General features: G+C 73.2%; 20 protein-coding genes. 10 read left to right on the top strand and 10 right to left on the bottom strand.

Features of this window, described 5'->3' with window-relative positions:
- The first annotated feature begins 244 nt into the window (after positions 1-244).
- Complete coding sequence (locus tag ACTOQ3_RS31365) at positions 245-1,048, top strand: (2Fe-2S)-binding protein (protein WP_440087044.1); 804 nt, start codon at positions 245-247, stop codon at positions 1,046-1,048.
- Between the two features lie 99 nt (positions 1,049-1,147).
- On the opposite strand, the gene ACTOQ3_RS31360 is transcribed toward ACTOQ3_RS31365, so the two are convergent.
- Positions 1,148-1,693 carry a DoxX family protein gene (locus ACTOQ3_RS31360; RefSeq protein WP_440087043.1) on the bottom strand — a complete coding sequence of 182 codons (546 nt, stop codon included), beginning with the start codon at positions 1,691-1,693 and terminating at the stop codon, positions 1,148-1,150.
- A gap of 265 nt (positions 1,694-1,958) precedes the next feature.
- Between ACTOQ3_RS31360 and ACTOQ3_RS31355 the strand changes: the two genes are divergently transcribed.
- Positions 1,959-3,455 (top strand): aldehyde dehydrogenase family protein, encoded by a 1,497-nt coding sequence (locus ACTOQ3_RS31355; protein WP_440087042.1) that lies wholly within the window; start codon positions 1,959-1,961, stop codon positions 3,453-3,455.
- A 177-nt stretch (positions 3,456-3,632) separates the two neighbouring features.
- Here the strand turns inward: ACTOQ3_RS31355 and ACTOQ3_RS31350 are convergent, their stop codons facing one another.
- Entirely contained in the window at positions 3,633-4,658 is a 1,026-nt protein-coding gene (locus tag ACTOQ3_RS31350) for a DUF3800 domain-containing protein (protein WP_440087041.1), read from the bottom strand.
- Positions 4,659-4,980: 322 nt separating this feature from the next.
- On the opposite strand from ACTOQ3_RS31350, the gene ACTOQ3_RS31345 reads away from it, so the two are divergent.
- From ACTOQ3_RS31345 to ACTOQ3_RS31330, 4 genes are all read left to right on the top strand, one after another.
- Entirely contained in the window at positions 4,981-5,697 is a 717-nt protein-coding gene (locus tag ACTOQ3_RS31345; protein WP_440087040.1) for a polyprenol monophosphomannose synthase, read from the top strand.
- Positions 5,698-6,029: 332 nt separating this feature from the next.
- Positions 6,030-6,587, top strand: a complete 558-nt coding sequence (locus ACTOQ3_RS31340) for an Ig-like domain-containing protein (protein ID WP_440087039.1) — start codon at positions 6,030-6,032, stop codon at positions 6,585-6,587.
- Between the two features lie 201 nt (positions 6,588-6,788).
- On the top strand, positions 6,789-9,917 hold the full coding sequence (locus tag ACTOQ3_RS31335) for a BTAD domain-containing putative transcriptional regulator (RefSeq protein WP_440087037.1): 3,129 nt from the start codon (positions 6,789-6,791) through the stop codon (positions 9,915-9,917).
- A 77-nt stretch (positions 9,918-9,994) separates the two neighbouring features.
- Positions 9,995-10,759, top strand: a complete 765-nt coding sequence (locus tag ACTOQ3_RS31330; RefSeq protein ID WP_440087036.1) for an SDR family NAD(P)-dependent oxidoreductase — start codon at positions 9,995-9,997, stop codon at positions 10,757-10,759.
- A 59-nt stretch (positions 10,760-10,818) separates the two neighbouring features.
- Here the strand turns inward: ACTOQ3_RS31330 and ACTOQ3_RS31325 are convergent, their stop codons facing one another.
- The 4 genes from ACTOQ3_RS31325 to ACTOQ3_RS31310 are packed head-to-tail and all read right to left on the bottom strand — an operon-like array spanning position 10,819 to position 13,125.
- Positions 10,819-11,241: a hypothetical protein gene (locus ACTOQ3_RS31325; RefSeq protein WP_440087035.1), complete on the bottom strand. Its 423-nt coding sequence runs from the start codon at positions 11,239-11,241 to the stop codon at positions 10,819-10,821.
- A complete protein-coding gene (locus ACTOQ3_RS31320; RefSeq protein ID WP_440087034.1) occupies positions 11,238-12,338 on the bottom strand; it encodes a molybdopterin-dependent oxidoreductase in 1,101 nt (366 codons plus the stop codon). The genes ACTOQ3_RS31325 and ACTOQ3_RS31320 overlap by 4 nt, the downstream gene beginning before the upstream one ends.
- Positions 12,317-12,928, bottom strand: a complete 612-nt coding sequence (locus tag ACTOQ3_RS31315) for a methyltransferase domain-containing protein (RefSeq protein WP_440087033.1) — start codon at positions 12,926-12,928, stop codon at positions 12,317-12,319. Before ACTOQ3_RS31315 ends, ACTOQ3_RS31320 begins: the two co-directional genes overlap by 22 nt.
- On the bottom strand, positions 12,925-13,125 hold the full coding sequence (locus ACTOQ3_RS31310) for a hypothetical protein (protein ID WP_440087032.1): 201 nt from the start codon (positions 13,123-13,125) through the stop codon (positions 12,925-12,927). The genes ACTOQ3_RS31315 and ACTOQ3_RS31310 overlap by 4 nt, the downstream gene beginning before the upstream one ends.
- Positions 13,126-13,216: 91 nt before the next feature.
- Between ACTOQ3_RS31310 and ACTOQ3_RS31305 the strand changes: the two genes are divergently transcribed.
- Positions 13,217-14,563 carry a hypothetical protein gene (locus tag ACTOQ3_RS31305; RefSeq protein WP_440087031.1) on the top strand — a complete coding sequence of 449 codons (1,347 nt, stop codon included), beginning with the start codon at positions 13,217-13,219 and terminating at the stop codon, positions 14,561-14,563.
- 118 nt (positions 14,564-14,681) lie between these two features.
- Here ACTOQ3_RS31305 and ACTOQ3_RS31300 read toward each other — a convergent pair whose 3' ends face one another.
- Entirely contained in the window at positions 14,682-15,698 is a 1,017-nt protein-coding gene (locus tag ACTOQ3_RS31300) for an NAD-dependent epimerase/dehydratase family protein (RefSeq protein WP_440087030.1), read from the bottom strand.
- Between the two features lie 9 nt (positions 15,699-15,707).
- Positions 15,708-16,295 carry a DinB family protein gene (locus ACTOQ3_RS31295; RefSeq protein WP_440087029.1) on the bottom strand — a complete coding sequence of 196 codons (588 nt, stop codon included), beginning with the start codon at positions 16,293-16,295 and terminating at the stop codon, positions 15,708-15,710.
- A gap of 222 nt (positions 16,296-16,517) precedes the next feature.
- Between ACTOQ3_RS31295 and ACTOQ3_RS31290 the strand changes: the two genes are divergently transcribed.
- The gene (locus ACTOQ3_RS31290) at positions 16,518-16,964 is read left to right on the top strand and encodes a MarR family winged helix-turn-helix transcriptional regulator (RefSeq protein ID WP_440087028.1); all 447 of its coding nucleotides are present in this window, start codon (positions 16,518-16,520) and stop codon (positions 16,962-16,964) included.
- Positions 16,965-17,074: 110 nt separating this feature from the next.
- Entirely contained in the window at positions 17,075-17,581 is a 507-nt protein-coding gene (locus tag ACTOQ3_RS31285; RefSeq protein WP_440087027.1) for a hypothetical protein, read from the top strand.
- A 101-nt stretch (positions 17,582-17,682) separates the two neighbouring features.
- Here the strand turns inward: ACTOQ3_RS31285 and ACTOQ3_RS31280 are convergent, their stop codons facing one another.
- Together ACTOQ3_RS31280 and ACTOQ3_RS31275 are read right to left on the bottom strand one after the other, a co-directional pair.
- Entirely contained in the window at positions 17,683-18,558 is an 876-nt protein-coding gene (locus tag ACTOQ3_RS31280) for a hypothetical protein (protein ID WP_440087026.1), read from the bottom strand.
- Positions 18,559-18,621: 63 nt separating this feature from the next.
- Positions 18,622-20,280, bottom strand: a complete 1,659-nt coding sequence (locus ACTOQ3_RS31275) for an ABC-F family ATP-binding cassette domain-containing protein (RefSeq protein WP_440087025.1) — start codon at positions 20,278-20,280, stop codon at positions 18,622-18,624.
- Between the two features lie 145 nt (positions 20,281-20,425).
- Between ACTOQ3_RS31275 and ACTOQ3_RS31270 the strand changes: the two genes are divergently transcribed.
- Positions 20,426-21,136: a TetR/AcrR family transcriptional regulator gene (locus ACTOQ3_RS31270; protein ID WP_440087024.1), complete on the top strand. Its 711-nt coding sequence runs from the start codon at positions 20,426-20,428 to the stop codon at positions 21,134-21,136.
- Positions 21,137-21,210 lie beyond the last annotated feature (74 nt).

Here is a 21,210-nt window from a genome sequence, read left to right as displayed (position 1 = left end):
AGCGGGGTTGTTGTGTGAACATGGGAGTGAGGGTGGCTCTCCCTGAGCTTCCCCGGCTCTTCCCGGATTCACGAGCCCTTACTTCACGAGTCTCGGGTTCGTGAGTCTCGGGTTCGTGAGCCTTGGGCTCGTGAGCCTTGGTCTCACGGGTTTTGGGTTCACGGGTTTTGGGTTCACGAGTCGTCCTGAGCCGCCCCGGGTCTCCCCGGGCTCTTCCAGCTCTTCCAGAGAGGACGTGGTCGCCGTGCCGTCCGTCCGGCCCGGGGCGCCGGGACCGTTTCCCGCCTCCCCGGCCGTGGTCGCCGCGGCGGTCGCGGACGTGGCCGCCGCCGGGGGCTACTTCGGTCTCGATCTCGGGCCGGTTCCCCGCGAGCCCGGCTGGCGGCCGCTCACCGACCTGCTCGCCGATCCCGGCACCGTGGAGGCCCGGATCACGGACACGGCCGGGCGGCTCGGCACCGCGGAGACCCGGGTGGCCGCCTCCATCCTCTTCCAGGGCCTGGCCGCCCGTTTCTGGTCGCCGCCCCTCGGCGCCGCGGTCGCCCACGACCTGCTCGTCGACCTGGCTCCCCGGTACGTGCACTGGCGGTCGGTGGCCGAAGGCCCGCTGCCGCTGCGGGCCGCCCGCCTGGAAGGGTGGGAGGTCCGCGGCCCCGCGCGGATCGCCGGGCCGCTGTACCGCACCGTGGTGACCGGGTTGCTGGAGCCGCTCGCCGAGACGGTCCGGCGGGTCGTGCCGACAGCCCCCGGCCTGCTGTGGGGCAACGCGGCCTCCGCGCTGGCGGGCACCCTCCTCGAACTGGGCCGCCGCCGCCCCGGACTCGCCGCCAAGGCCGTGGCGCTGGGCCGCGAACTGCTGGACACCGGCCTGCTGCGCGGCACCGGCGAGCTGGCCGAACCCGCTCCCGGCCATCCCGCCTTCGCCCGGCGCAGCTGCTGCCTGTTCTACCGCCTGCCCGGCGGCGGCATGTGCGGCGACTGCGTTCTGGTCGATCCCGGGATCCGCCGCGAGCGGTGGGCGCGAGCCGCACGGGAGTCCGGCCGATGACCGTGTCGCTCCCGGCCTCTGCCCGCTCGGGCACGGGCCCGGGTTCCCGCTCGGGTACGGCCCTCGCCGGGCCCCGTACCCGGGAGGGACGCCGGACTCTCAGCGGAGCGCCGGCTCCGAGCTCCCGGCGCGGGAGCGCGGCGAGGTCCGGGCGCGGCGCGCCAGGGTCGTGCCGGCCGAGCCGGCCGCCCAGAGCGCGACCGCGATGTACAGGATCTGCTCCGGGATCCTGATCCACAGGGGCGTCGCCTCGCCGCCCCCGAAGGGGACGCCGGCGACGGCCGCGTAGACGTTGGCCGGAAGCAGCAGCACGTACAGGGCGGTCAGGCTGATTCCGGCGGCCCGGCGCGTCGTGGCGACCACGAGTCCCACGGCGCCGAGGAGTTCCAGCACGCCGGTCGCGTAGACCACGGCGCCGGGGAACGGCACGATCGGCGGCACCATGCGCACCAGGTCGGCGTGGTTGGGCATGACGGTCACCCCCGCCGGGACGAAATGCGCGGCGGCGGTGACGACGAGCATGACGGCCATCCCGTGCGCCGCGCTCGCGGGCCAGGTGGCGAACCGGCGGACGCCGAACGCGCCCAGGGCGCGGAAGCCCAGCGTGGCGACCACGAGAACGATTTCAACGACGAATGCGGACATCGGCGTATCCCTTATTTGGATAGTGACACTATCCTATTGTTGGATACTGCCGCTATCCAAAGCCGCTCGCCGACACGGGCGGCCGGGATCGTGGTGAGAAGACGACGGCGTGCGGAGGACGGTCCTTGTGCTCTCACTTCGTCCGTAGTCTGATTGGGAGGAATTGTTCATCGGGCCGAGCGTCGGCGTACCCCGGACGGTTCCGCGGTGCGGGCGGGTGCACGGCCCGGCACAGCGTCTCTGAACAGGAAGGGAGCCGACGCTGATGACGGTGACCCTGGAAAAGAGCGTCGAGGACTTCATCACCACCCCCCACAAGTTGTTCATCGGCGGGCAGTGGGTGGACGCGGCGTCCGGCAGGACCTTCGCGACTCCCGACCCCGCTACCGGGCAGACCCTGTCGCACGTCGCCGAAGCCGACGCCGAGGACATCGACCGGGCGGTGCGTGCCGCTCGCAAGGCCTTCGAGCAGGGGCCCTGGTCACGGATGACCGCCTCCGAGCGGGGCCGGATCATCTGGAGGATCGGTGACCTGATCCTGGAGCACGCCGAGGAACTGGCCCAGCTCGAATCGCTGGACAACGGCAAGCCGGTGGCCGTGGCACGGGCCGCGGACGTTCCGCTGGCGGCCGACCTGTTCCACTACATGGCGGGCTGGGCGACCAAGATCGAGGGCAACACGATCGCGCTGTCGGTGCCGTACATGCCGGGCGCCGCGTTCCACGCCTACACCCTGCGCGAGCCGGTCGGTGTGGTCGGCCAGATCATCCCGTGGAACTTCCCGCTGCTGATGGCCGCCTGGAAGCTCGGGCCCGCGCTGGCGACCGGGAACGTGGTGATCCTCAAGCCCGCAGAGCAGACCCCGCTGTCCGCCCTGCGGCTGGCGGAGCTGATCGCCGAGGCCGGGATGCCCGACGGCGTGGTCAACGTCCTGCCCGGGTACGGCGAGACCGCCGGTGCGGCGCTCGCCGCGCACGACGGCGTGGACAAGATCGCCTTCACCGGTTCCACCGAGGTCGGCAAGCTGATCGTGCACGCCGCGGCGGGCAACCTGAAGAAGGTCACCCTGGAGCTCGGCGGCAAGAGCCCCAACATCGTCTTCGACGACGCCGACCCCGACATCGCCATCCAGGGCGCGGCCAACGCGATCTTCTTCAACCACGGCCAGTGCTGCGTGGCCGGATCCAGGCTGTTCGTCCAGCGCGACCGGTTCGACCAGGTGGTGGAAGGCGTCGCCGAGATCGCCCGGGGCATCAGGCTCGGTCCGGGCCTGGAACCCGACACGCAGATGGGTCCCCTGGTCTCCGACGAGCAGCTGCGCCGGGTGACCGGTTACCTGGACTCGGGGCGCGAGGAGGGCGTCCAGACGCTGGCCGGCGGCAACCGGCACGGGGAGCGGGGCTACTTCGTCCAGCCCACCGTGCTCACCGACGTACGCCCGGAGATGAAGGTCGTCCGGGAAGAGATCTTCGGGCCGGTGGTGGTCGCCTCACCGTTCTCCGACCTGGACGAGATCGCCGCGCAGGCCAACGCCACCGACTACGGGCTGGGGGCCGGCATCTGGACCCGTGACATCTCCAAGGCGCACGCCCTCGCCGGTAAGATCCGCGCGGGCACCGTCTGGATCAACTGCTACAACGTCTTCGACGCCGCCCTGCCCTTCGGCGGCTACAAGCAGTCGGGCTGGGGCCGCGAGATGGGCCACCAGGCCCTCGACGCCTACACCGAGGTGAAGTCCGTCTGCACCCAGCTGCAGACCTGACCACGCCGCACCGGGCAGGTGCCCGCACCGTACGACAGGTGAGCGGGCGCGGGTCCGGCCGTTCCGCCGCGCGTCCCCGGCGGAACGGCCGGACCTTTTCCGTTTCCGTGCCGTCCGCGCTCCGCGCGCCGGGTGACGTCGGTTCGCGAGGGGTGGTGCGGGGCAGCCCGCGGAGGCTCATGACCGGGTGCCGGACGCGGACTCCAGCAGGGACCAGCTCCGGTCGTCTCCCCAGATCGAGAACGCGTCCACGTACGGTCGCAACAGGGCGGTGAGCTCCGCGTCGCCCCGGCCGTTGAGTTCGTCCGACGCTATCTTCCTCGCCGCTCCGGCGAGGAGGTCGGCGACCTGGATCCGCGCGTCCGAGTGCGAGGCGACGAACCTCAGGCCGGCCAGCCGGCTCCTCGGCGACCAGGGGAGACCGTCGGGCCGTGGCTCGCCCAGCATCTCCCTGATCCGCGCGACGCGCTCCTCCGTCAGCGTGGTCTGCCGGTCGTGGACGATCGAGACGGGCCTGGTGCCCTCACCCCAGAAGTCGACGGCCCGGACGATGGCCGGGATCAGGGGATCGAGCGTCGGGATCACCCGCGGATCGTCGAGAAGCCGCGTCAGGAACGATTCCACCCGGGGCCTGGCCCGCCGGAGCAGTCCCATGATCTCGCCGGTCTCGCTCCCCGCGCCGGTGAGGCACAGGACGTCGACCATGTCGAAGAACGCGTCGGCCGACGTCCCCGCTCCCCGGCCGTTCCCGGCGCGCATCAGGTCGTTGAACGACTCCAGGAAGGTCTGCCACCGTTCGTGCCCGAACGTGCGCCGGCCCTCGCGGTACAGGACGGCGGCCATGGCACCGGCCTGCCGGTCCCGTCGCGGGCCCGGGTCCGGCGCGTGAGCGGTCTCCCCGGCGAGCAGTCCGGCGAGTCTGCCGATGACGAGGAACGTCTTGTCGGTCAGATGCACGTGGGCTTTCCCGTGGATCGGCCCCGACGGCCCGAGAAACCACGTGAGGGCGGGCCTGTTCTTCTCGCGGAGCAGGACGTTCGCCTTGTATTCCGTTGTCGGAGAGGGGCCCCTGTCCCGTATTCCCTGAATACAGCGCGCCGCCGACTCGACGTCCAGGCACAGGCCGGCGTGGGTGAAGACATCGGTGTTCCCGCCGATGAGTTTCTCGCCCTCCGAGCCGGACTCGTCGCAGCTGATTTCCACGGGTTGATCGGCCGATACGGATTGTGCCCGCATGATGTCCTTGCGATATCGGTCACTGCCCGGTTCCATGACTAATGGACGATTCTTTAGGATACGTCACCCTGATACTCGTGCAACGGATTTTTCCCTTCGTACCGCCGTCGGTACGCCGTGCCGCGCCGGTCTCCTCCATCTCGGAGGAGACCGGCGCGGCCGCCCCGCCGGCCGCTAGCATGGGGTGATCTTTGCCGCTTCCGGTGTTCGAGATCACCGGACGGGGACGCCGCGCCGTTCCGCGGTGAGAACATCCGACCATCGAACCCGGAAGGCCCTGACCTCGAACATGGCCACCGTCACCGTCGTGATCCCGACGTTCAACGAGGTGGACAACCTTCCGCCGATCACGGAGGCGCTGCTCGCGTTGCCGCTTGACGGCCTGCGGGTCCTGGTCGTCGACGACGGCTCCCCGGACGGCACGGGGAAGGTGGCCGACGAGCTGGCCGCCGCGCATCCCGGCCGGGTCGGCGTGGTGCACCGGCGGGTCAGGGAAGGGCTCGGGCGCGCCTATGTCGACGGCATGGAGACCGCCCTCGCGGCCGGGACGGACTTCGTGGTGCAGATGGACGCCGACTTCTCGCATCCCGTCGACGCCGTGCCGCGCCTGCTCGACACCGCGCTGGCGACGGGGGCGGCGTGCGTGATCGGCAGCCGGTACGTGCCGGGCGGGACGCTGGCCGCCGAGTGGGGCCTGCGGCGGCGGGCCCTGTCGAGGTGGGCGAACCTCTACGTCCGTACCATCCTGCGCGTCGGGTTGCGGGACGTGACCGCGGGGTTCAAGATCTGGCGGGCGGAGAGTCTCGCCGCTCTGGACCTCGGCGCGATCTCCTCGGGGGGCTACAGCTTCCAGGTGGAGATGCACTACCGGGCGGCCAGGGCGGGGATGACGATCGTCGAGATCCCGATCCATTTCTCCGACCGCCGTGCGGGCAGTTCGAAGATGAGCCTCCGGGTGCAACTGGAGTCGGCCCTGATGCCGTGGCGGTTGATCTTCAAGCGTTGAGGGACCCGCGCGGCGCACCGGTTCCGCGCGTATCCCGTCCCCGGGGGCCGGGCCCCCGCGGCGGGCGCGAAGAGCGCGCCGCCGGGCCGGGGAACGCATTGGACGTCGCCTTCATTCGCAATCATCCTGCTTCACCGGGCGATTTGTTATTCGTCGTGGATGAATTTTCTCCGCTGGGATCTGTCGGTATGTCATATGGAGAGTGTTGTGCCGCGGATCAGTAATGTCGAAAGGCGTGGCGCATCATCCCAATGCGTCTGGACGGCATAATACCCAAAGAAAAGAACGATATTATGATATATGGCAATCGATCTCGTGTGGCGGTGCGGAACATGGTGCGTTCTGGGCTGGCCGGGATCCTCGCGACCCTGGTCTCGATGGGGGTCGCCGCCGTCCCCGGCGCCGCGGCCGTCGCCTACAGCGACGCCGGCCCGAGTCCCGATCCCGGCACGGTCGTCTCGCCCGCGTCCGCGGTGTGCGGAACGGCCACCACGAGCGGAATGGTCTCGACCTGCGGCGCGGGGAACGACAGCGGCCCGATCACCTTCACCGCGACGGTGACGGCGGCGGACGGGAGCGTCCCCACGGGCAGGGTCACCTTCGCCACCGACGGGGTCACCCTGGGCAGGGCCCTGCTCGTGGACGGCGTCGCCACCCTGACGATGTCGAGCCTCTCCACGGGTGTGTACCGCGTCGTCGCCTACTACCCGGGTACGGCCCGGTTCGATCCCAGCAACACGCCGCTGCTGATCCAGCGTGTCGGCCTCGGCTGCCCGTGCACGCCGGGGAGCCAGGTGGGTCAGGTCCGGGTGCGGGTCAACGGGGAGACCAGGAGCCCGGCCCCCGGGCAGAGGATCCGCACCCGGATCGTGTTCGGCGAAAGCGCGTAGCCGCGTGACCGGCACCTGCGGCCCGTACACCGAGCGGCGGCGACCCCCCTCCCGGACTCGCCGCCGATCGGCCTCCCGTCCTGATCGGTGCAGGGCGCGCCGGTCCAGGGGGGCGCGGGTCCCTCGTCCACGGCCGCCACGGCGTTGAGACTCGAATCCGGCCGATCCCCGGGGGGAGACGAATGGGGGACAATCTGCGGTGTGCTGTTCGGTGTCCTCGGCCCGGTGGAAGTGCGGTCCGACGCGGGAGACCTGGTCTCCGTCGGCGGGCCGAGCCTGCGCGCGCTGCTCGCCCTGCTGCTGATGGACGCGGACCGGGTGGTCACCGTGGAACGGATGATCGACGGTCTGTACGGGAAGGCGCCACCGCCCGGTGCGGCGAACGCCCTGCAGTCCCAGGTGTCACGGCTGCGCCGCGGGCTGAGGGCCGTCGGCGCGCGGGTCGAGTTCCATCCGGCGGGCTACCGCCTCGTCGCCGATCCCGAGAGCGTCGACGCGCACCGGTTCGAGCGGCTCGCCCGCGAGGGCCGTCGCGCGCTGACCGCCGGTGACCACCCTCGCGCGGCCGCCCTGCTGCGCGAGGGCCTGGGGCTGTGGCGGGGCACGGCCCTGGCGGATGTGTCCGGCGCGCCGTTCGCCGAGGGCCAGGCGGCTCGCCTGGAGGAGTCGCGGGTCACCGCCTTCGAGGACAGGGCCGAGGCCGAACTCGCCCTGGGCGAACATCGCGGGATGGTGGCGGAGCTGCGGAGAACGGTGGACGCGCACCCGCTGCGGGAACGGCTGCGCGGCCAGCTCATGCGGGCGCTGCACGGCTCGGGCCGGCAGGCCGAGGCGCTCGGGGTGTTCGAGGACGCCCGGCGCACCCTGGCCGAGGAACTGGGCGCGGACCCGTCCACCGAACTCGGGAACATCCACCTGGCCGTGCTGCGAGACGCCCGCCCGCCCCTCACGAGCCTGCCCGCCCAGCTCACCGGCTTCGTGGGACGCGAGCGGGAGCGCGCCACGATCGGCGAGCTCCTGGAGAAGGCGCGCCTGGTCACGCTCACCGGGCCCGGCGGGGTGGGCAAGACCAGGCTGGCCATCGAGGTGGCCCGGCGGCAGCCGGGCGAGGTGTGCTTCGTGGACCTGGCCCCGCTCGGCGACGGCACGCGGGTCCCGCAGGCGGTGGGCCTGGCGCTGGGACTGCGCGAGTACGGGCTGCTCCCCGGCTCGGCCGACCCCTTCGGCCGCCTGGTCGCGGAGCTGGAGGGCCGCCGGATGCTGCTCGTCGCCGACAACTGCGAACACCTTCTCGACGAGGTGGCCCGGCTGGTCCACCGGCTGCTGGCCGCGTGCCCGGAGCTGCGGGTGCTGGCCACCGGCAGGGAGGCGCTGGGCATCACGGGCGAGTCGCTGTGCCCGGTCTCGCCACTCGCGCTCCCCGGGCCCGCGGCGGGACCCGAGGAGGCACTCGGTCACGCCGCCGTGCGGCTGTTCGCCGACCGGGTCGCCGCGGTGCGTCCGGGGTTCGTGGTGGACGCGGGCAACGTCGGGACGGTGTCGCGGATCTGCGCGGCTCTCGACGGCCTGCCCCTGGCCATCGAGCTGGCCGCCGCGCGGCTGCGCTCGCTCACGGTCGAGGAGGCCGCAGACCGGCTGGACGACCGGTTCCGGCTGCTGTCGCGGGGCGACCGTACGGCCGTGCCGCGGCACCGGACGCTGCGCGCGATGATCGAGTGGAGCTGGGACCTGCTCGACGCCCGGGAGCGGCTGCTGGCCAGGCGCCTCACGGTCTTCGCCGGGGGCGCGACCCTGGAGACGGCCGCCGGCGTCTGCGGTGTGCCCGACACCACCGGCGTGATGACCAGCCTGGTGGAAAAGTCCCTGGTGGAGGCCCACGGCGGTCGTTACCACATGCTGGACACCGTACGGGAGTTCTGTGCCGAACGGCTGGCCGAGGCCGGCGAGCGGGAGGCGGTACGGCGGGCGCACGCCACCTACTTCCACGACCTCGCCGAGACCGCCGACGCCCACCTGCGCGGCGCCTCGCAGCTGGAGTGGACGGCCACGCTGACCGCCGAGCACGCCGACCTCCACGCCGCGCTGCGCTGGGCGGTCCGCGCCGACCCCGTCCTCGGGGTGCGGCTGGTCGCCGCGCTGTCGTGGCACTGGTGGCTCAGCGGCCTGCGTGACGAGGGCGCCCCGCCGGCCGCCGCGCTCGTCGAGGCGCCCGGCACCTCGGTGCTGCCCGAGCTGGTGGAGGAGTACGTCCTGTGCGTCGTCCACACCGCGCCGACCGGCTCCCCCGGTCTGGAACGAGCACAGTCGATCATCCTCTCCCGCGGGTGCCCGCTCCGGCGCCCGCACCTTCTCCTCCTGTACTCCATGGCCATGGTGCCCGCGGACGCCCCCGTCCCCATCCCGCGGGAGCTGCTCGGCCCCGACCCGTGGTCGCAGGCGCTGGGACGGCTGAGCGAGGGGCACCGGCGGCTGTTCGGCGGCGAGCCGGCCGAGGCCGAGGGGGCGTTCCTGCGCGCACTCGACGGCTTCCGGTCGATCGGCGACCGGTGGGGGGCCGCCAACGCGCTGGACCGGCTGGCCGAGATCGCCGGCTGGCGGGGGGATCGGGCCGGGGCGTCGGCCCTGAGCGACGAGGCGCTCGCGCTGCTCGGCGAGCTCGGCGCCGCCGGGGCCGCCGCGGACCTGCTGTGCCGGCGCGCGTACGGGGCGATCCGCGCGGGCGGCGACCTCGCCGCCGCGTACCTCGACTACGAACGCGCCGCGGAACTGGCCCGTACGGCGGGCACCGCGGAAACGGTGGCCGGGGCGCGCTGCGGGCTCGGCGAGGTCGCGCGGCTGCGCGGCGACCTGCCCGGCGCCCGGCGTCTCTTCGAGCTGGCACTGGACTTCGGACCGGCACCGGACGGGGACGCCGCCACGACGGCGGGCGCCGGGCAGGCGCGGTCGCGAGCCCTGATCGGGCTGGGCCGGATCGCCGAGGCCGAGGGGGACATCGCCGGGGCGCGATCCCGGTTGTCCCGGGCGCTGGAGGTCGCGGCCCGCCACCGCGACCGTCCGGTGGCGGCCGAGGCGGTCGCGGGCGCCGCCGGTCTCGCCCTGCTCGAAGGCGACGCCGAGCGCGCCGCGTTGCTGCTGGGCGCGGCCGCGGCGGTACGCGGCGCCCGACCCGTGGCGGTACGCGGCGCCGGCGACGTGGCGAGACCCGAGGTGGCGGCCGGAGCCCGGGACCGGATCGGATCGGACGGGTACGCCGCGGCCTTCGAACGGGGGGCGGCGATGACCTGCGAGGACGTCCTCGCCCTGCTCCGGCCGGCACCACCCGGTGCGTGACGGCCGGTGTTCGGTGCGCGGACGGTCAGCGCCGCCGGGGAGGCTGGCCGCACCAACACCGACGAGGGAGCCTTCGCATGGGAAGCCTGACCGGCAAGACGGCACTGGTGACGGGAGCCTCACGCGGCATCGGCCGGGCCATCGCCCGGCGGCTCGCCGCCGACGGCGCGCTGACCGCCGTGCACTACGGAAGTAACGAGAGCGCGGCGAACGACACGGTGGCCGAGATCGGGAAGGCCGGTGGGCGGGCCTTCCCGATCCGGGCCGAACTCGGCGTCGACGGCGACGTGGACACCCTGTTCGCCGGGCTGGGCGAGGGCCTGGCGGGACAGCCGCTCGACATCCTGGTCAACAACGCGGCCGGACCGCCGGCCGGGCCGATCGAGGAGACCACCCCCGAGGGGTTCGACCATCTGTTCGCCGTCAACGTGAAGGCGCCGTTCTTCATCATCCAGCGGGCCCTCCCGCTGATGCGCGACGGGGGGCGCGTCATCACCGTCTCCTCCGCCAGCACCCGGGTGGCCACGCCCTTCCAGACCTCCTACGCCATGACCAAGGGAGCCGTCGAGACCATGGGCTTCACCCTGGCGAACGCGCTGGGGGCGCGGGGGATCACGGTGAACACCGTCACGCCGGGCGCCACCCTCACCGACCTGAACGCCTCGCTGCTGGAGGATCCCGGCGTCGAGGAGTTCATGAGCGGCCTGACGGCGCTGGGCCGGATCGGCCTGCCCGCCGACATCGCCGACGCGGTCGCGTTCCTGGCCTCCCACGACGGCCGCTGGGTCACCGGTCACGTGCTCGACGTCAGCGGCGGGATGTATCTCGGCCCTCGCACCTGAGCGCCCCCGGTCCCGGCGACGCGGGGACGCGGTCGTGAGGGGGCGCTCCCATCGGCTCCTCAGCCGCGCGGGCGGGGCGCCCGGCGCGCTTCACGGACGCGCCTCTCACGGACACGGGTGAGCAGGTCGGCGAGCAGTCCGCCGGCCGCGATCACGGCGAGCACACCGAGGAGGTTCACCCCGTAGTCCAGTGGCAGCAGGGAGGGGTTGCCGGGCCGCCGGCCGAAGCCCAGGACCACGGGCAGGGCGACGACGGTGATCAGCGCGCCGATCACCGTCGCGGCCCGGTACGGCCACCGCATCCGGCGTACCAGGAGCCCCGCCGCGAGCACCAGCGGCACGAGCAGCAGATCGTGTGCGATCACCAGGCCGCCGAACCACATCGCCCAGCTCAACGGCCGGGTCTGGCCGGCGTCGGCGAGGAGACCGGTGAACCCCAGCAGGATCAGCCCGATCCCGGCGACGTAACCGGCCACCTTCATGAGACCGTCACCCTCTTCACCCATTTGGTCTGCATGACACCGGGCCGGTTCGGCGCGATGAGCCTGGCCGGGTAGCCGTGCTCCAGGTGGAGCGTCTCACCGTCGACCCGCAGCGCGAGCAGGGTCAGCGGGTCGTTCCAGTGGGGCGGTCGCAGCTCGCTGACCCGGTAGGCGCCGGAGGGACGCTCGGACGACTCCACCGTGACCACGGCGTCGGGCGCGGCACCGGCCACCAGGTCCCTCATCCGCACGCCGGTCCAGTGCGCGGAGGCGCTCCAGCCCTCGACGCAGGAGATCGGCAGCTCGACCGTGTGCTGCGGCAGCCGCAGCAGCTCCTCGTAGGAGTACTCCGCCCGGATCGCGCCGTCGACGATCAGCCGGTACTCGGCGCCCGCCGGTCCGACTCCGGCCTCCTCGGCGGTTCTGTTGACGGGCAGGCCCTGCGGCCCGATCCCTGGGTTCCTCGGCGCGAGCACGGCGAGCCGCTCGAGCGGCGTGAAGGTCTCGCCGACGGTGAGCAGCGCGGTCAGGCCGGAGGCGGCGCCGGCGGTGAGCAGGAACCGGCGGCGGTCCGGTTCCAGCGGGACGGGGATGGAGCGGCGGACCTTGGACCATTCGGTGGCGACATGGATGATCAAAGCGCCGTAGACGACGAACGCGGTCCAGTAGTGCGCGGTCGTGAAGAAGAACGACCACGGGTAGGTGTAGGCGACGTTCAGCAGCCCGGTGAAGAGCTGGAACAGCGAACCGGCGACCAGCAGGAGGACGAACGCGCGCTCGGCCGCGTGCGCGGCGGAACGCAGCGGCGGCCACTGCCACAGCTTCGGGTATACCGTCCACAGCTTGGCCAGCAGCAGCGGGATCGTGGCGAGCCCGCCGATGACGTGCACGCCCTGGGTGACGCGGTACAGCCAGACGGGTCGTGACGGCCAGTTCAGCCAGGGAGGCGGATGCTGCAGGAAGTGGCTGAACAGGCCGGTGGCCAGGGCGACGGTGAAGCTGATCCCCAGCAGCACGCCGAGCCGGGCGGCCACGCCCTCCGAGCGCAGCGCGCTGGTGAACGCCACCTTCTCCATCAGCGCAGGCTTGCGAACCATCGCCCGGCCTCCTTCCATGACTCCACGCGGGAGAAACCGTTGCGCCCGGCGAGGGTTCCCAGGTCGGAGACGGATACGGTGGCCCAGCCGAACCACGGGCCGGCGAGCCCGCGGCCGCGCAGCCGCAGGTGCTCGACGCGGCCCGCCGCACTCGGCGGCTGGACCTCGGCGACGACCTCGCCTCCGGGCCGTAGCAGCTCGCGGATCCGGCGGAGCAGGGCGTCGGGGTCGCCGCCGATGCCGATGTTGCCGTCGGCCAGCAGCACGGTGGCCCAGCGGCCGGGGCCGGGCAACTCGTCGAAGACGTTCCGGCAGATCGCCCGGCCTCCCGCGCGCCGGGTGAGCCGGACGGCGTAGGGGGCGACGTCGACGCCCAGTGCGGGGACGCCGCGCCGCGCGAGTGCGACGGTGAGGCGGCCGGGACCGGAGCCGACGTCCAGCGTGGGGGCGGCGCACCGCGACAGCATGGCCTCGTCCCCGTCGATCGGGGCGAGCCAGCGGACCGCGTCGAGCGGCGCGATCCGGCCGTCGGCGTACTCCATCTCGATCGCGGCTCCCGCCAGGGATCTCTCGTAGAGCTGCCCGATCATCGGATCGCCCGTTCCCGGCGGGCGGCGGGCGGCGTGTCGCCCGGCCGCCGGACCGCCCCCGTCCCGGCCGCGCGCGGTGATCCGTCCGTGGACCCGTCGTCCACCACGATCGGCCGGCAACCGTCAGGCATGCGCTCCGGTGCCCGCGGCAGGGCCGTCTCCCCGCCCAGGCTCGGGAGCACCACATCGATCTTCATGCATGCGACGTTAAAGTCGGCGGGGCCCGCCAACCCTTACGGAGTAGTGACGTGTCCCGGGAAGAACGCCGCTCGTACCTAATGTAGGAGGGTGATCAAGCACTTCCGGCAGCAGACCAGGGCTTCGCGTGCGGCGGACGGGCCGTCGCGGGCGGCCGCCGGTCCGGGCGGTCGCCGGAGCGGGCCGGCGCTCGTCCTGTGGGGCTCGCTCATCGCCGCGGCGTTCGCCGCCGGAGCCGTTCTGCACGCGCTGGGCATGCTGCCCATCGACCACCTGCCGCCGCTGCACGGGCACTTCCGCACGCCGTCGATCTCGCTCCTGCCGCCCCTGCTCCTCGGTGTTCTCGCGGTCGCCGTGCTGCCCGCCCTGACCGCGCGGGCGCGTTTCGGCGCGGCCCTGCTCGTGGCGTACGGCACGGCCCTGGCGTGGACGGTGCTGCTGGCCGTCTCCGGGGAGGGGCTGGCCAGGCCGTTCACCGGTCCGTACGAGTACGCGGCCGTGCTGCCCGCCGTGGGGGACGACCCGCTGGGCTGGCTGGCCTCCTTCACCGAACGGCTTCCCGGTTATCCCACCCATGTGCGGGGGCACCCGCCGTTGCCCGTGCTGGTGCTCTGGGCTCTGGCGAGGGTGGGGCTGCCCGGTCCGTTCTGGGCGGCGGTGCTGGTCGTGCTGGTCGGCTGCTCGGCGGTCGTGGCCGTCGCGGTCACCGTCCGGCGGCTCGCGGGGGAGGAGACGGCCCGGCTCGCGCTGCCGTACCTCGCGCTGAGCCCGGCCGCGGTCTGGATCGCCACGAGCATGGACGCCCTCTTCGCGGGGGTGGGCGCCTGGGGCGTGGCCCTGCTGGTGTCCGGGGGCGCGGGGAGCGCGGGGAGCGCGGGGAGCAGGGCACGCGTCCTTTGCGGGGCGGCGGCGGGAGTGCTGCTGGGGGCGCTGCCGTACCTCAGCTACGGCCTCGTGCCCTACCTGCTGATCCCGGTGGTCGCCGCGGTCGTCACGCGGATCTCCCGCGCGGCCGCGATCGCCTGCCTGGCGGGGGTGGCGGCGGTCACGGCCGCGTTCGCCGCGGGCGGCTTCCTGTGGCCTTCGGGGGTGCTCGCCACTCACGCGGAGTGGGCCGCCGACCCCGGCGCGGCCCGGCCCTACCTCTACTTCCTGGTCGCGAATCTGGCCGTGCTGGCGCTGCTGACCGGCCCGGCCACCGCCGCGGGCCTGGTGCGGACGACCCCCGGCGGCGTGCGCGCCCTGGTCGCGGCGGCGATCGTGGCCGTGCTCGCCCTCGACGTCAGCGGGGTGACCAGGGGAGAGGTCGAACGCATCTGGGTTCCCTATGCCGTCTGGATCGTCCTGGCCGCCGTCCGGTCCCCCGGCCGGCGATGGCTCGCCGCCCAGGCACTGACGGGACTCCTGCTGCAGGGACTCGTCATCTCCCCGTGGTGACCGGGCGCCACCGGCGCGGCGCCGCTCCTCGCCGAAGGCGGTGCGCCGCGGTCGGCCGGACGATGAGCCGGGCCTCACCTGGAGGCGTTCGTCCGCATCCTCACCGTCAGTCTCACCGTCAGCCGAGCGGGGCGGTGGAGAACTCCTTCATCCCGTCCGCGAACGGGATCGTGGCGCGAAAACCCAGTCCGGTCCGCGCGCGCTCCGAGCCGGCGACGATGTGGCGCACGTCGCCCAGCCGGTACTCGCCGGTGGTCACGGGCGCCGGGCCGCCGCGCTCGTCCGCGAGCGCCGCGGCCATCTCCCCGACCGTGCGCGGCTCCCCGCTGGCGATGTTGTAGGCGGTGAGCGTTCCCGGGGCCGAGGCGCCGAGGGCGCCGAGCGTGCCGAGGGCGCCGAGTGCCGCGAGGTTGGCCGCGGCCACGTCGCGCACGTGCACGAAGTCCCGGCGCTGCCGGCCGTCCTCGAACACGCGCGGGGCCCGGCCCGCCTCCAGCGCCGACCGGAAGATGGCCGCCACCCCCGCGTACGGGGTGTCGCGCGGCATCCGGGGCCCGTACACGTTGTGGTAGCGCAACGCGACGGCGGCGCCGCGCGTCTCGCGCGCCCAGTTCGCCGCCAGGTGCTCCTGGGCGAGCTTGGTCGTGGCATAGGCGTTGCGCGGGTCGGCCGGGGCGTCCTCGCCGATGACGGCGGACGTCACGGGAAGCCCGCAGCGCGGGCACCGGGGCTCGAACTCTCCCCGGTCGAGGTCGTCGCGGCTCCTGGGCCCCGGCCGCACCCTGCCGTGGGCCTCGCAGTCGTAGGCGCCCTCGCCGTACACCACCATCGACGAGGCCAGCACCAGCCGCCCGACACCGTGCCGCGCCATGGCGGCCAGCAGCGTGGCGGTGCCCAGCACGTTCACCGAGGCGTAGTCGGGGAGATCGGACACGTCCACTCCCAGCCCCACCTTCGCCGCCTGGTGCACCACGGCGTCGACGCCGCCCAGCGCGCGGTCCAGCGCCGCGCCGTCGCGCACATCCCCGCCGCCCGCCCGCGAGTCGAAACCGACGACCTCGTGCCCGGCCCTCTCCAGGGCCTCGACCACGTGGCTTCCGATGAACCCGGCCGAGCCGGTGACCAGTGTCCTCATGCGGCGACGCTATCCCCGTCCCCGCTCGCGCGAAGGAGGCGCGGCGACGACGTTCGCATCTCGTAAGGACATGTCCCGCGCTGCGTGAAGGTGGCGGACGAGGCCGATCTCGGAAACGTTCTTGGTCAGCTCGACGGTGACCCAGCCCGCTATGTCCACCAGCCTCTGTTCCCGTCCCCACGGCAGGCCGGCGGTCCTGTCGGTGGAGTCGAGGTCGGCGTCGGTGAGCGGCAGCAGGGCCGCCCGCCAGTCGTCCCTCAACCCGCGCAACCAGTCGGCCGCGGCCGCGGTGCCGCCCGGCCAGGTGATCTCCTCGCGCGCGGGTGCCCCGGATCCGAAGCAGTGTCCGAGGGTGGTCGTCCACCAGAAGCCGATGTGCCAGGTCAGCCACCCGATGGAGACGACCGGCGCGGGATCGGGCTCCGGCACCTCCCAGTCGGCCACCCAGCGGCCCTGACCGTCCGGCCGGACGGTCCAGCAGCCCGCCGCGGGCTCCCAGAGGCAGGCCTGGTCGTCGAGGTCCTTCAGGTGGTACTCGAACAGCGCCCATGCGATGTCGAGCTGCCGGATCAGTAGATCAACGCGAGGTACGGTCACCCGGGCACTCTGGCACCGCTCCCGGCCGGCCTGCCACCTGTTTTCACCGGCCGGAAGGGCGGCGTGCGGGCCGGGTGACGTGCGGGCCGGGCGGTGTGCGGGCCGACGCGGGCCGGGCACGGGCGGATCTCGCCGGGCCGTCACCGGTGGCGCCCGCCCGCCGTACGCGCCGCGCGCCGCCGGTGACGGCCCGGTACTTCCGCGGTGCGGGAGACTGGGGAGGTGACCATCGAGAACAGCCGTCCCGGTCCGCCCGCGACCAGCGTCTCCATCGTGTTGCTCACGCTGGCGCGCCGGATCGAGACCGAGCTCAACGCCGCCCTCGCGCCGCTCGATCTCACGGTCAGCAGGCTCGGTCTGCTCGGTCACATCGCCGGCGTGCCCGGAGTGTCGTTCAGCGACCTGGCACGCATGTCCGGCACGACGGTCCAGAGTGTCCACAGCGCGGTGAAGGTGCTCGCCGGCGCCGGGCTGGTGCGCGACAACACCGCCCGCGCCGGCTCCGCGTCGGCCATCGAGATCACGCCCGACGGGGCGCGCCTCCTCGACGCGGCGGCGGGCGCGATAGCCGAGGTCGACGACCTGCTGTTCGGCCCCGCCGCGGATCCGATCCAGCGGCAGGTCGCCGGTGCCGTACGCGCCGCGTTCGGGGGTCCCGCCACGCCCTGATCCACCCGCCCGGCGCCCGTGCGTCACGTCCCCTCCCTTCAGCTTCAGTCTGGCTGAAGCTTCCGTGTTAGGCTTCAGCCTGCCTGAAGGTCGTGAGGAAGGGAGAACCCGTGGAAGCCGTGTTGCTGTCGATCCATGTGCTCGCCGGCATCGTGTTCGTCGGGGGTTCGGCCGTCGCGACGAGCCTGTTCCCCCGCTACGCGCCGGTCGCCGCCGGCGTTCCCGCGGGTCCGGCCATGGGGGCCGAGGCCGGCTTCCCCCCGGAAGCCCCGGCGCCCCCGGAGGGCTCCGGGGAGCGGAACCGGGCCGTGGCCGTCGCGCTGCACCGCATCACCCGGGTCTACGGCGTCTTCGGCGTCGTCGTGCCCGTCGTCGGGATCGTCCTGGCCCTCGTCCAGGGCCGGATGGGCGAGGGGTGGATCCTCGTCTCCATCGCCCTCACCGCGCTCGCGGGCGGCCTGCTGGCTCTGCGGATATATCCGGAGCAACGCGACGCGCTCGCCGTGCCCGACGACGGCGGGCGCCTGCGCGGGCTGTCCATGGTCGCCGGGATCTACAACCTGCTGTGGGCGGGCGTCGTCGTCCTGATGATCGCCCGCCCGGGGGCCTATCCGTGAGCGTGCCCTCGGGCGACGGGCCGGTTCGTGAGCACGTCCCCGGGTGACGGGCCGCGGGGACGTCCCGCAGGCCCGTCGTCTCGCCACCGCCCGCCGCCCCGTCAGCTCGACGGCACCCTCCGGTAGGCGCTGAGCACCTGGAGGGCCCGCAGGGTCTCGACCCCCCGGTACTCCAGGGTGGCGGCCGCGCCGGGAGGCTCCCAGGTGATGGCCCACCCTCCGTCGGGCTGCTGGTCGGCCGCCAGCCGGTCGAGGTGGCCCTCGATCACCTCGTCGGTGAACAGCCGGCGCCAGCGGCTGCCGGGGTGGGGGGCGAGGTGCAGGGGGGTGACCCCGTACTCCGGGTCCGCGGGATCGCTCCGGTACCACTTCAGCTCGGGAAGCCACTCGGGCACCCGCTCGGCGAGGCGTTCGGCCCGATCGCGGTCCGGGACGTGTTCGAGGAAGACGAGCGTCTCGGACATGGCGTGCGCGTCCTCGGGGAAGCCCTTCTCCAGTGCCGACCAGCACCAGTCGGTGGCCCGGGTGAGCCACGGATGCTCCACGCCCATCCGGTGCAGCAGCCCGGCCAGCCCGGCGGTGGGGTTCAGCCCCGGCGTGTAGGTCCACTCCGACCAGTGCACGGCCCTCGGATAGGCCTCCATGACCGGCAGGGACAGGGGAACCGCCCCGTCGGGCGCGGCGACCGTCGCCAGCCAGTCGCACGCCTCCGGCACCAGCGGGCCGGTCGCCGGCACACCGGCCGCCAGCAGTGTCTGGAACGCGATCTCCACGTCGATGGGCAGGCTGTCGGGGCAGCGCTTGTCGGGTTCGAGACCGTGGCCGAAGCCGCCGTCCGCGTTCCGGTGGCCGCGCAGGGCGTCCACCACCCCGGTGGCGGGCGCCCCCTGGAAGAGGGTGGCGAACAGGCGGCGTTCGAGCAGGCGCCCCTCGCGGAGGACGAAGGCCCGAGCGGTGTCGAGGATGCTGTCACTCATGGTGTCCCATGCTGCCGGGTGACCGGCCCGGCCGTCTTGTAGGAATCGGACGCCGCCCGTCCGTCACCGCGCGCGGCGGGTCCGCTCCGGCTGCCAGAGGGGCTCGGCGGACTCCCGGACCTCCCCGCCGGCGCCGAAGATCAGGAACCGGTCGAAGTCGTCGGCGAACCACCGGTCGTGGGTGACGGCGAGGACGGTGCCGGAGAAGGAGGCGAGCCCGTCCTGGAGCGCCTGCGCGCTGGCCAGGTCGAGGTTGTCGGTCGGCTCGTCGAGCAGCAGCAGGGTGGCTCCCGACAGTTCGAGCAGCAGGATCTGCAGGCGTGCCTGCTGGCCGCCGGAGAGGGTCTCGAAGGGCTGCCGGCCGGCGGGGGCGAGCTCGTAGCGGGCGAGGGCGGCCATGGCGTCGTTGAGCGTCAGCGACCCGGCGGTCGTGACGATGTCGGCGGGAGTCCGCCCGGCGAGGTCGGGCCGGGCGTGCGTCTGGACGAAGTGGCCGGGCACGACCCTGGCCCCGAGTTCCACGGTGCCCCGGTGGCGTACCGGCGGGGGTGCCGGGGCGGGCGACGCCGGCACCCGGGGGGGCGCGCCGCTCCCCGTTTCGGCCAGCAGCTGCAGGAAGTGGGACTTGCCGGAGCCGTTCGGGCCGAGGATCGCCACCCGCTCCCCGTAGTGGATCTCGATGTCGAACGGCTCCGTCAGGCCGGTCAGCTCCAGGCGGGTGCAGGTGAGCGCGCGCTTGCCGGTACGGCCGCCGCTCAGGCGCATCCGGACGTTCTGCTCCCTGGGCGCGCTCTCGGGCGGGCCCGCCTCCTCGAACCTGCCCAGCCGGGTCTGGGCGGCCCGGTAGGCGGAGGCGACGGAGTCGTTGTTGGTCGCCCTCTGGCGAAGGGTGTGGACCAGTTTCCTGAGGCGGGCGTGCTCCTCGTCCCAGCGGCGGCGGCGCTCGTGCAGGCGCTCGTTGCGGTCGAGGCGGGCCTGGGCGTAGGTGGCGAAGTTCCCGCCGTGGGTCCACACCCCGCGTGACTCCACGGTGATGACGCGGGTGGCCGTGTTGGCGATCAGCCGGCGGTCGTGGGAGACGAGCAGGACGGTCTTCCGGGTGGCCCCCAGCTGCTCCTCCAGCCACTGCTTGCCGGAGACGTCCAGGTAGTTGTCGGGTTCGTCGAGCAGCAGGACCTGGTCGGGGCCGCGCAGGAGCGCCTCCAGCGCGAGCCTTTTCTGCTCGCCGCCCGACAGCGTGCCGACGTCGCGGCCCGCCACCCGCTCGTAGCCGGCGCCCATGGCCGAGGTGGTGCAGGCGCTCCAGGTGACCTCGAGGTCGTAGCCGCCGGCGTCGGCGTAGTCGCCGAGGGCGCGGGCGTAGGCGAGCTGGGTCTCCTCCAGGTCGCGTTCCTCCAGCGCGCGCTCGGCCCGCTCCAGCTCGGCGGTCGCGGCGCGCACGCGTTCCGGGGCCACCGCCAGCAGCAGCTCGCGTACCGTCAGGCCGCCGCGGAGGCCTCCGATGAACTGGCGCATCACGCCGAGCCCGCCGGACGCGGTGATCCGCCCGGCGGAGGGGGTGAGGTCGCCGGCGATCAGCCGTATCAGGGTGGTCTTGCCCGCGCCGTTGGGACCGACCAGTGCCGCGGTGACGCCGTCGCCGACGCGGAAGGACACCTCGTTGAGCAGCAGCCGCCCGTCCGGCAGCACGTAGGTCAGCTCGTCGGCCTCGACATGTCCCACGGTCGCGTCCTCTCGAAGGCGGCAGTCTCCCTGGTGGTGGAGAGAAACCGCAGTTAGAACATTGGTCATACACTATGAACATTGATTGACCCGCTTCTCAAGCCATTAAGATCTCCGGAGTGGACGAGGCGGGGATCGGAGGAGCGTGAGCGCTACGCCGGGCAGGAGAACGCGGCGCCAGAGCGGTGAGGCGGCGCCGGGGGTGTGGCTGCGCCCCCCGCGCGCGGGCCGGGCCGAGCCGGTGGTCACCCTCGGGCGGATCGTGGCGGCGGCCGTGGAGCTGCTGGACGAGGAGGGGGCCGACCGGCTGACCATGCGCCGGCTCGCCGAGCGGCTGGGAACCGCCGCCACCACGCTCTACCTGCACGTCGAGACCAAGGACGACGTGCTGGACCTCGCGCTCGACGCCGTGTTCGGCGAGGTGCCCGTCCCGCCGGGGCCACAGGGCGCGTGGCGTGACGACGTCACCGCTCTGATCGCCGAGTGGCGCGCCACCATGCTGCGCCACCCGTGGTCGGTGAGGGCGCTGGACCGCCCCCTGCTGGGCCCCAACGTCCTGGCCCGCACCGAACACCTGCACGCCGTGCTGGCGGGGGCGGGTCTCACCGGCCCGCGTCTGACCGCCGCCGCGTACGCCCTGGCCAACTACGTCATCGGTTCCGTGACGATGCAGGTCGCCGGGGCCGGGTACGGCGAGGCCGAGTGGAAGCGGGCCGCCGACCTGCACGTGCTGGCGCGCCGCGAGCTGTATCCGACCCTCGCCGCGCACGGGTCCCCGATCGGCAACGACTGGGACCCGGTGTTCACCGCCGGGCTGGACTGCCTGCTGGACGGCATCGAGTCGCGGATCCGGTGAGACGAAGCCTGAACTTCCCTTTCATTCCCTATCACTCCCTATTCTGTCCCATGGTGAGGTACTTTAGAGGAAAT

It is taken from the genome of Streptosporangium sp. LJ11, assembly GCF_051918945.1.
Lineage (GTDB): Bacteria > Actinomycetota > Actinomycetes > Streptosporangiales > Streptosporangiaceae > Streptosporangium.
This window is presented reverse-complemented; position numbering and strand designations above follow the sequence as displayed.

Excerpts from the sequence above, each read along its gene's own strand:
- ACTOQ3_RS31360 (WP_440087043.1), bottom strand. The coding sequence starts at position 1,693 with ATGTCCGCATTCGTCGTTGAAATCGTTCTCGTGGTCGCCACGCTGGGC.
- ACTOQ3_RS31355 (WP_440087042.1), top strand. The coding sequence starts at position 1,959 with ATGACGGTGACCCTGGAAAAGAGCGTCGAGGACTTCATCACCACCCCC.
- ACTOQ3_RS31345 (WP_440087040.1), top strand. The coding sequence starts at position 4,981 with ATGGCCACCGTCACCGTCGTGATCCCGACGTTCAACGAGGTGGACAAC.
- ACTOQ3_RS31340 (WP_440087039.1), top strand. The coding sequence starts at position 6,030 with ATGGTGCGTTCTGGGCTGGCCGGGATCCTCGCGACCCTGGTCTCGATG.
- ACTOQ3_RS31330 (WP_440087036.1), top strand. The coding sequence starts at position 9,995 with ATGGGAAGCCTGACCGGCAAGACGGCACTGGTGACGGGAGCCTCACGC.
- ACTOQ3_RS31325 (WP_440087035.1), bottom strand. The coding sequence starts at position 11,241 with ATGAAGGTGGCCGGTTACGTCGCCGGGATCGGGCTGATCCTGCTGGGG.
- ACTOQ3_RS31320 (WP_440087034.1), bottom strand. The coding sequence starts at position 12,338 with ATGGTTCGCAAGCCTGCGCTGATGGAGAAGGTGGCGTTCACCAGCGCG.
- ACTOQ3_RS31315 (WP_440087033.1), bottom strand. The coding sequence starts at position 12,928 with ATGATCGGGCAGCTCTACGAGAGATCCCTGGCGGGAGCCGCGATCGAG.
- ACTOQ3_RS31310 (WP_440087032.1), bottom strand. The coding sequence starts at position 13,125 with ATGAAGATCGATGTGGTGCTCCCGAGCCTGGGCGGGGAGACGGCCCTG.
- ACTOQ3_RS31300 (WP_440087030.1), bottom strand. The coding sequence starts at position 15,698 with ATGAGGACACTGGTCACCGGCTCGGCCGGGTTCATCGGAAGCCACGTG.
- ACTOQ3_RS31280 (WP_440087026.1), bottom strand. The coding sequence starts at position 18,558 with ATGAGTGACAGCATCCTCGACACCGCTCGGGCCTTCGTCCTCCGCGAG.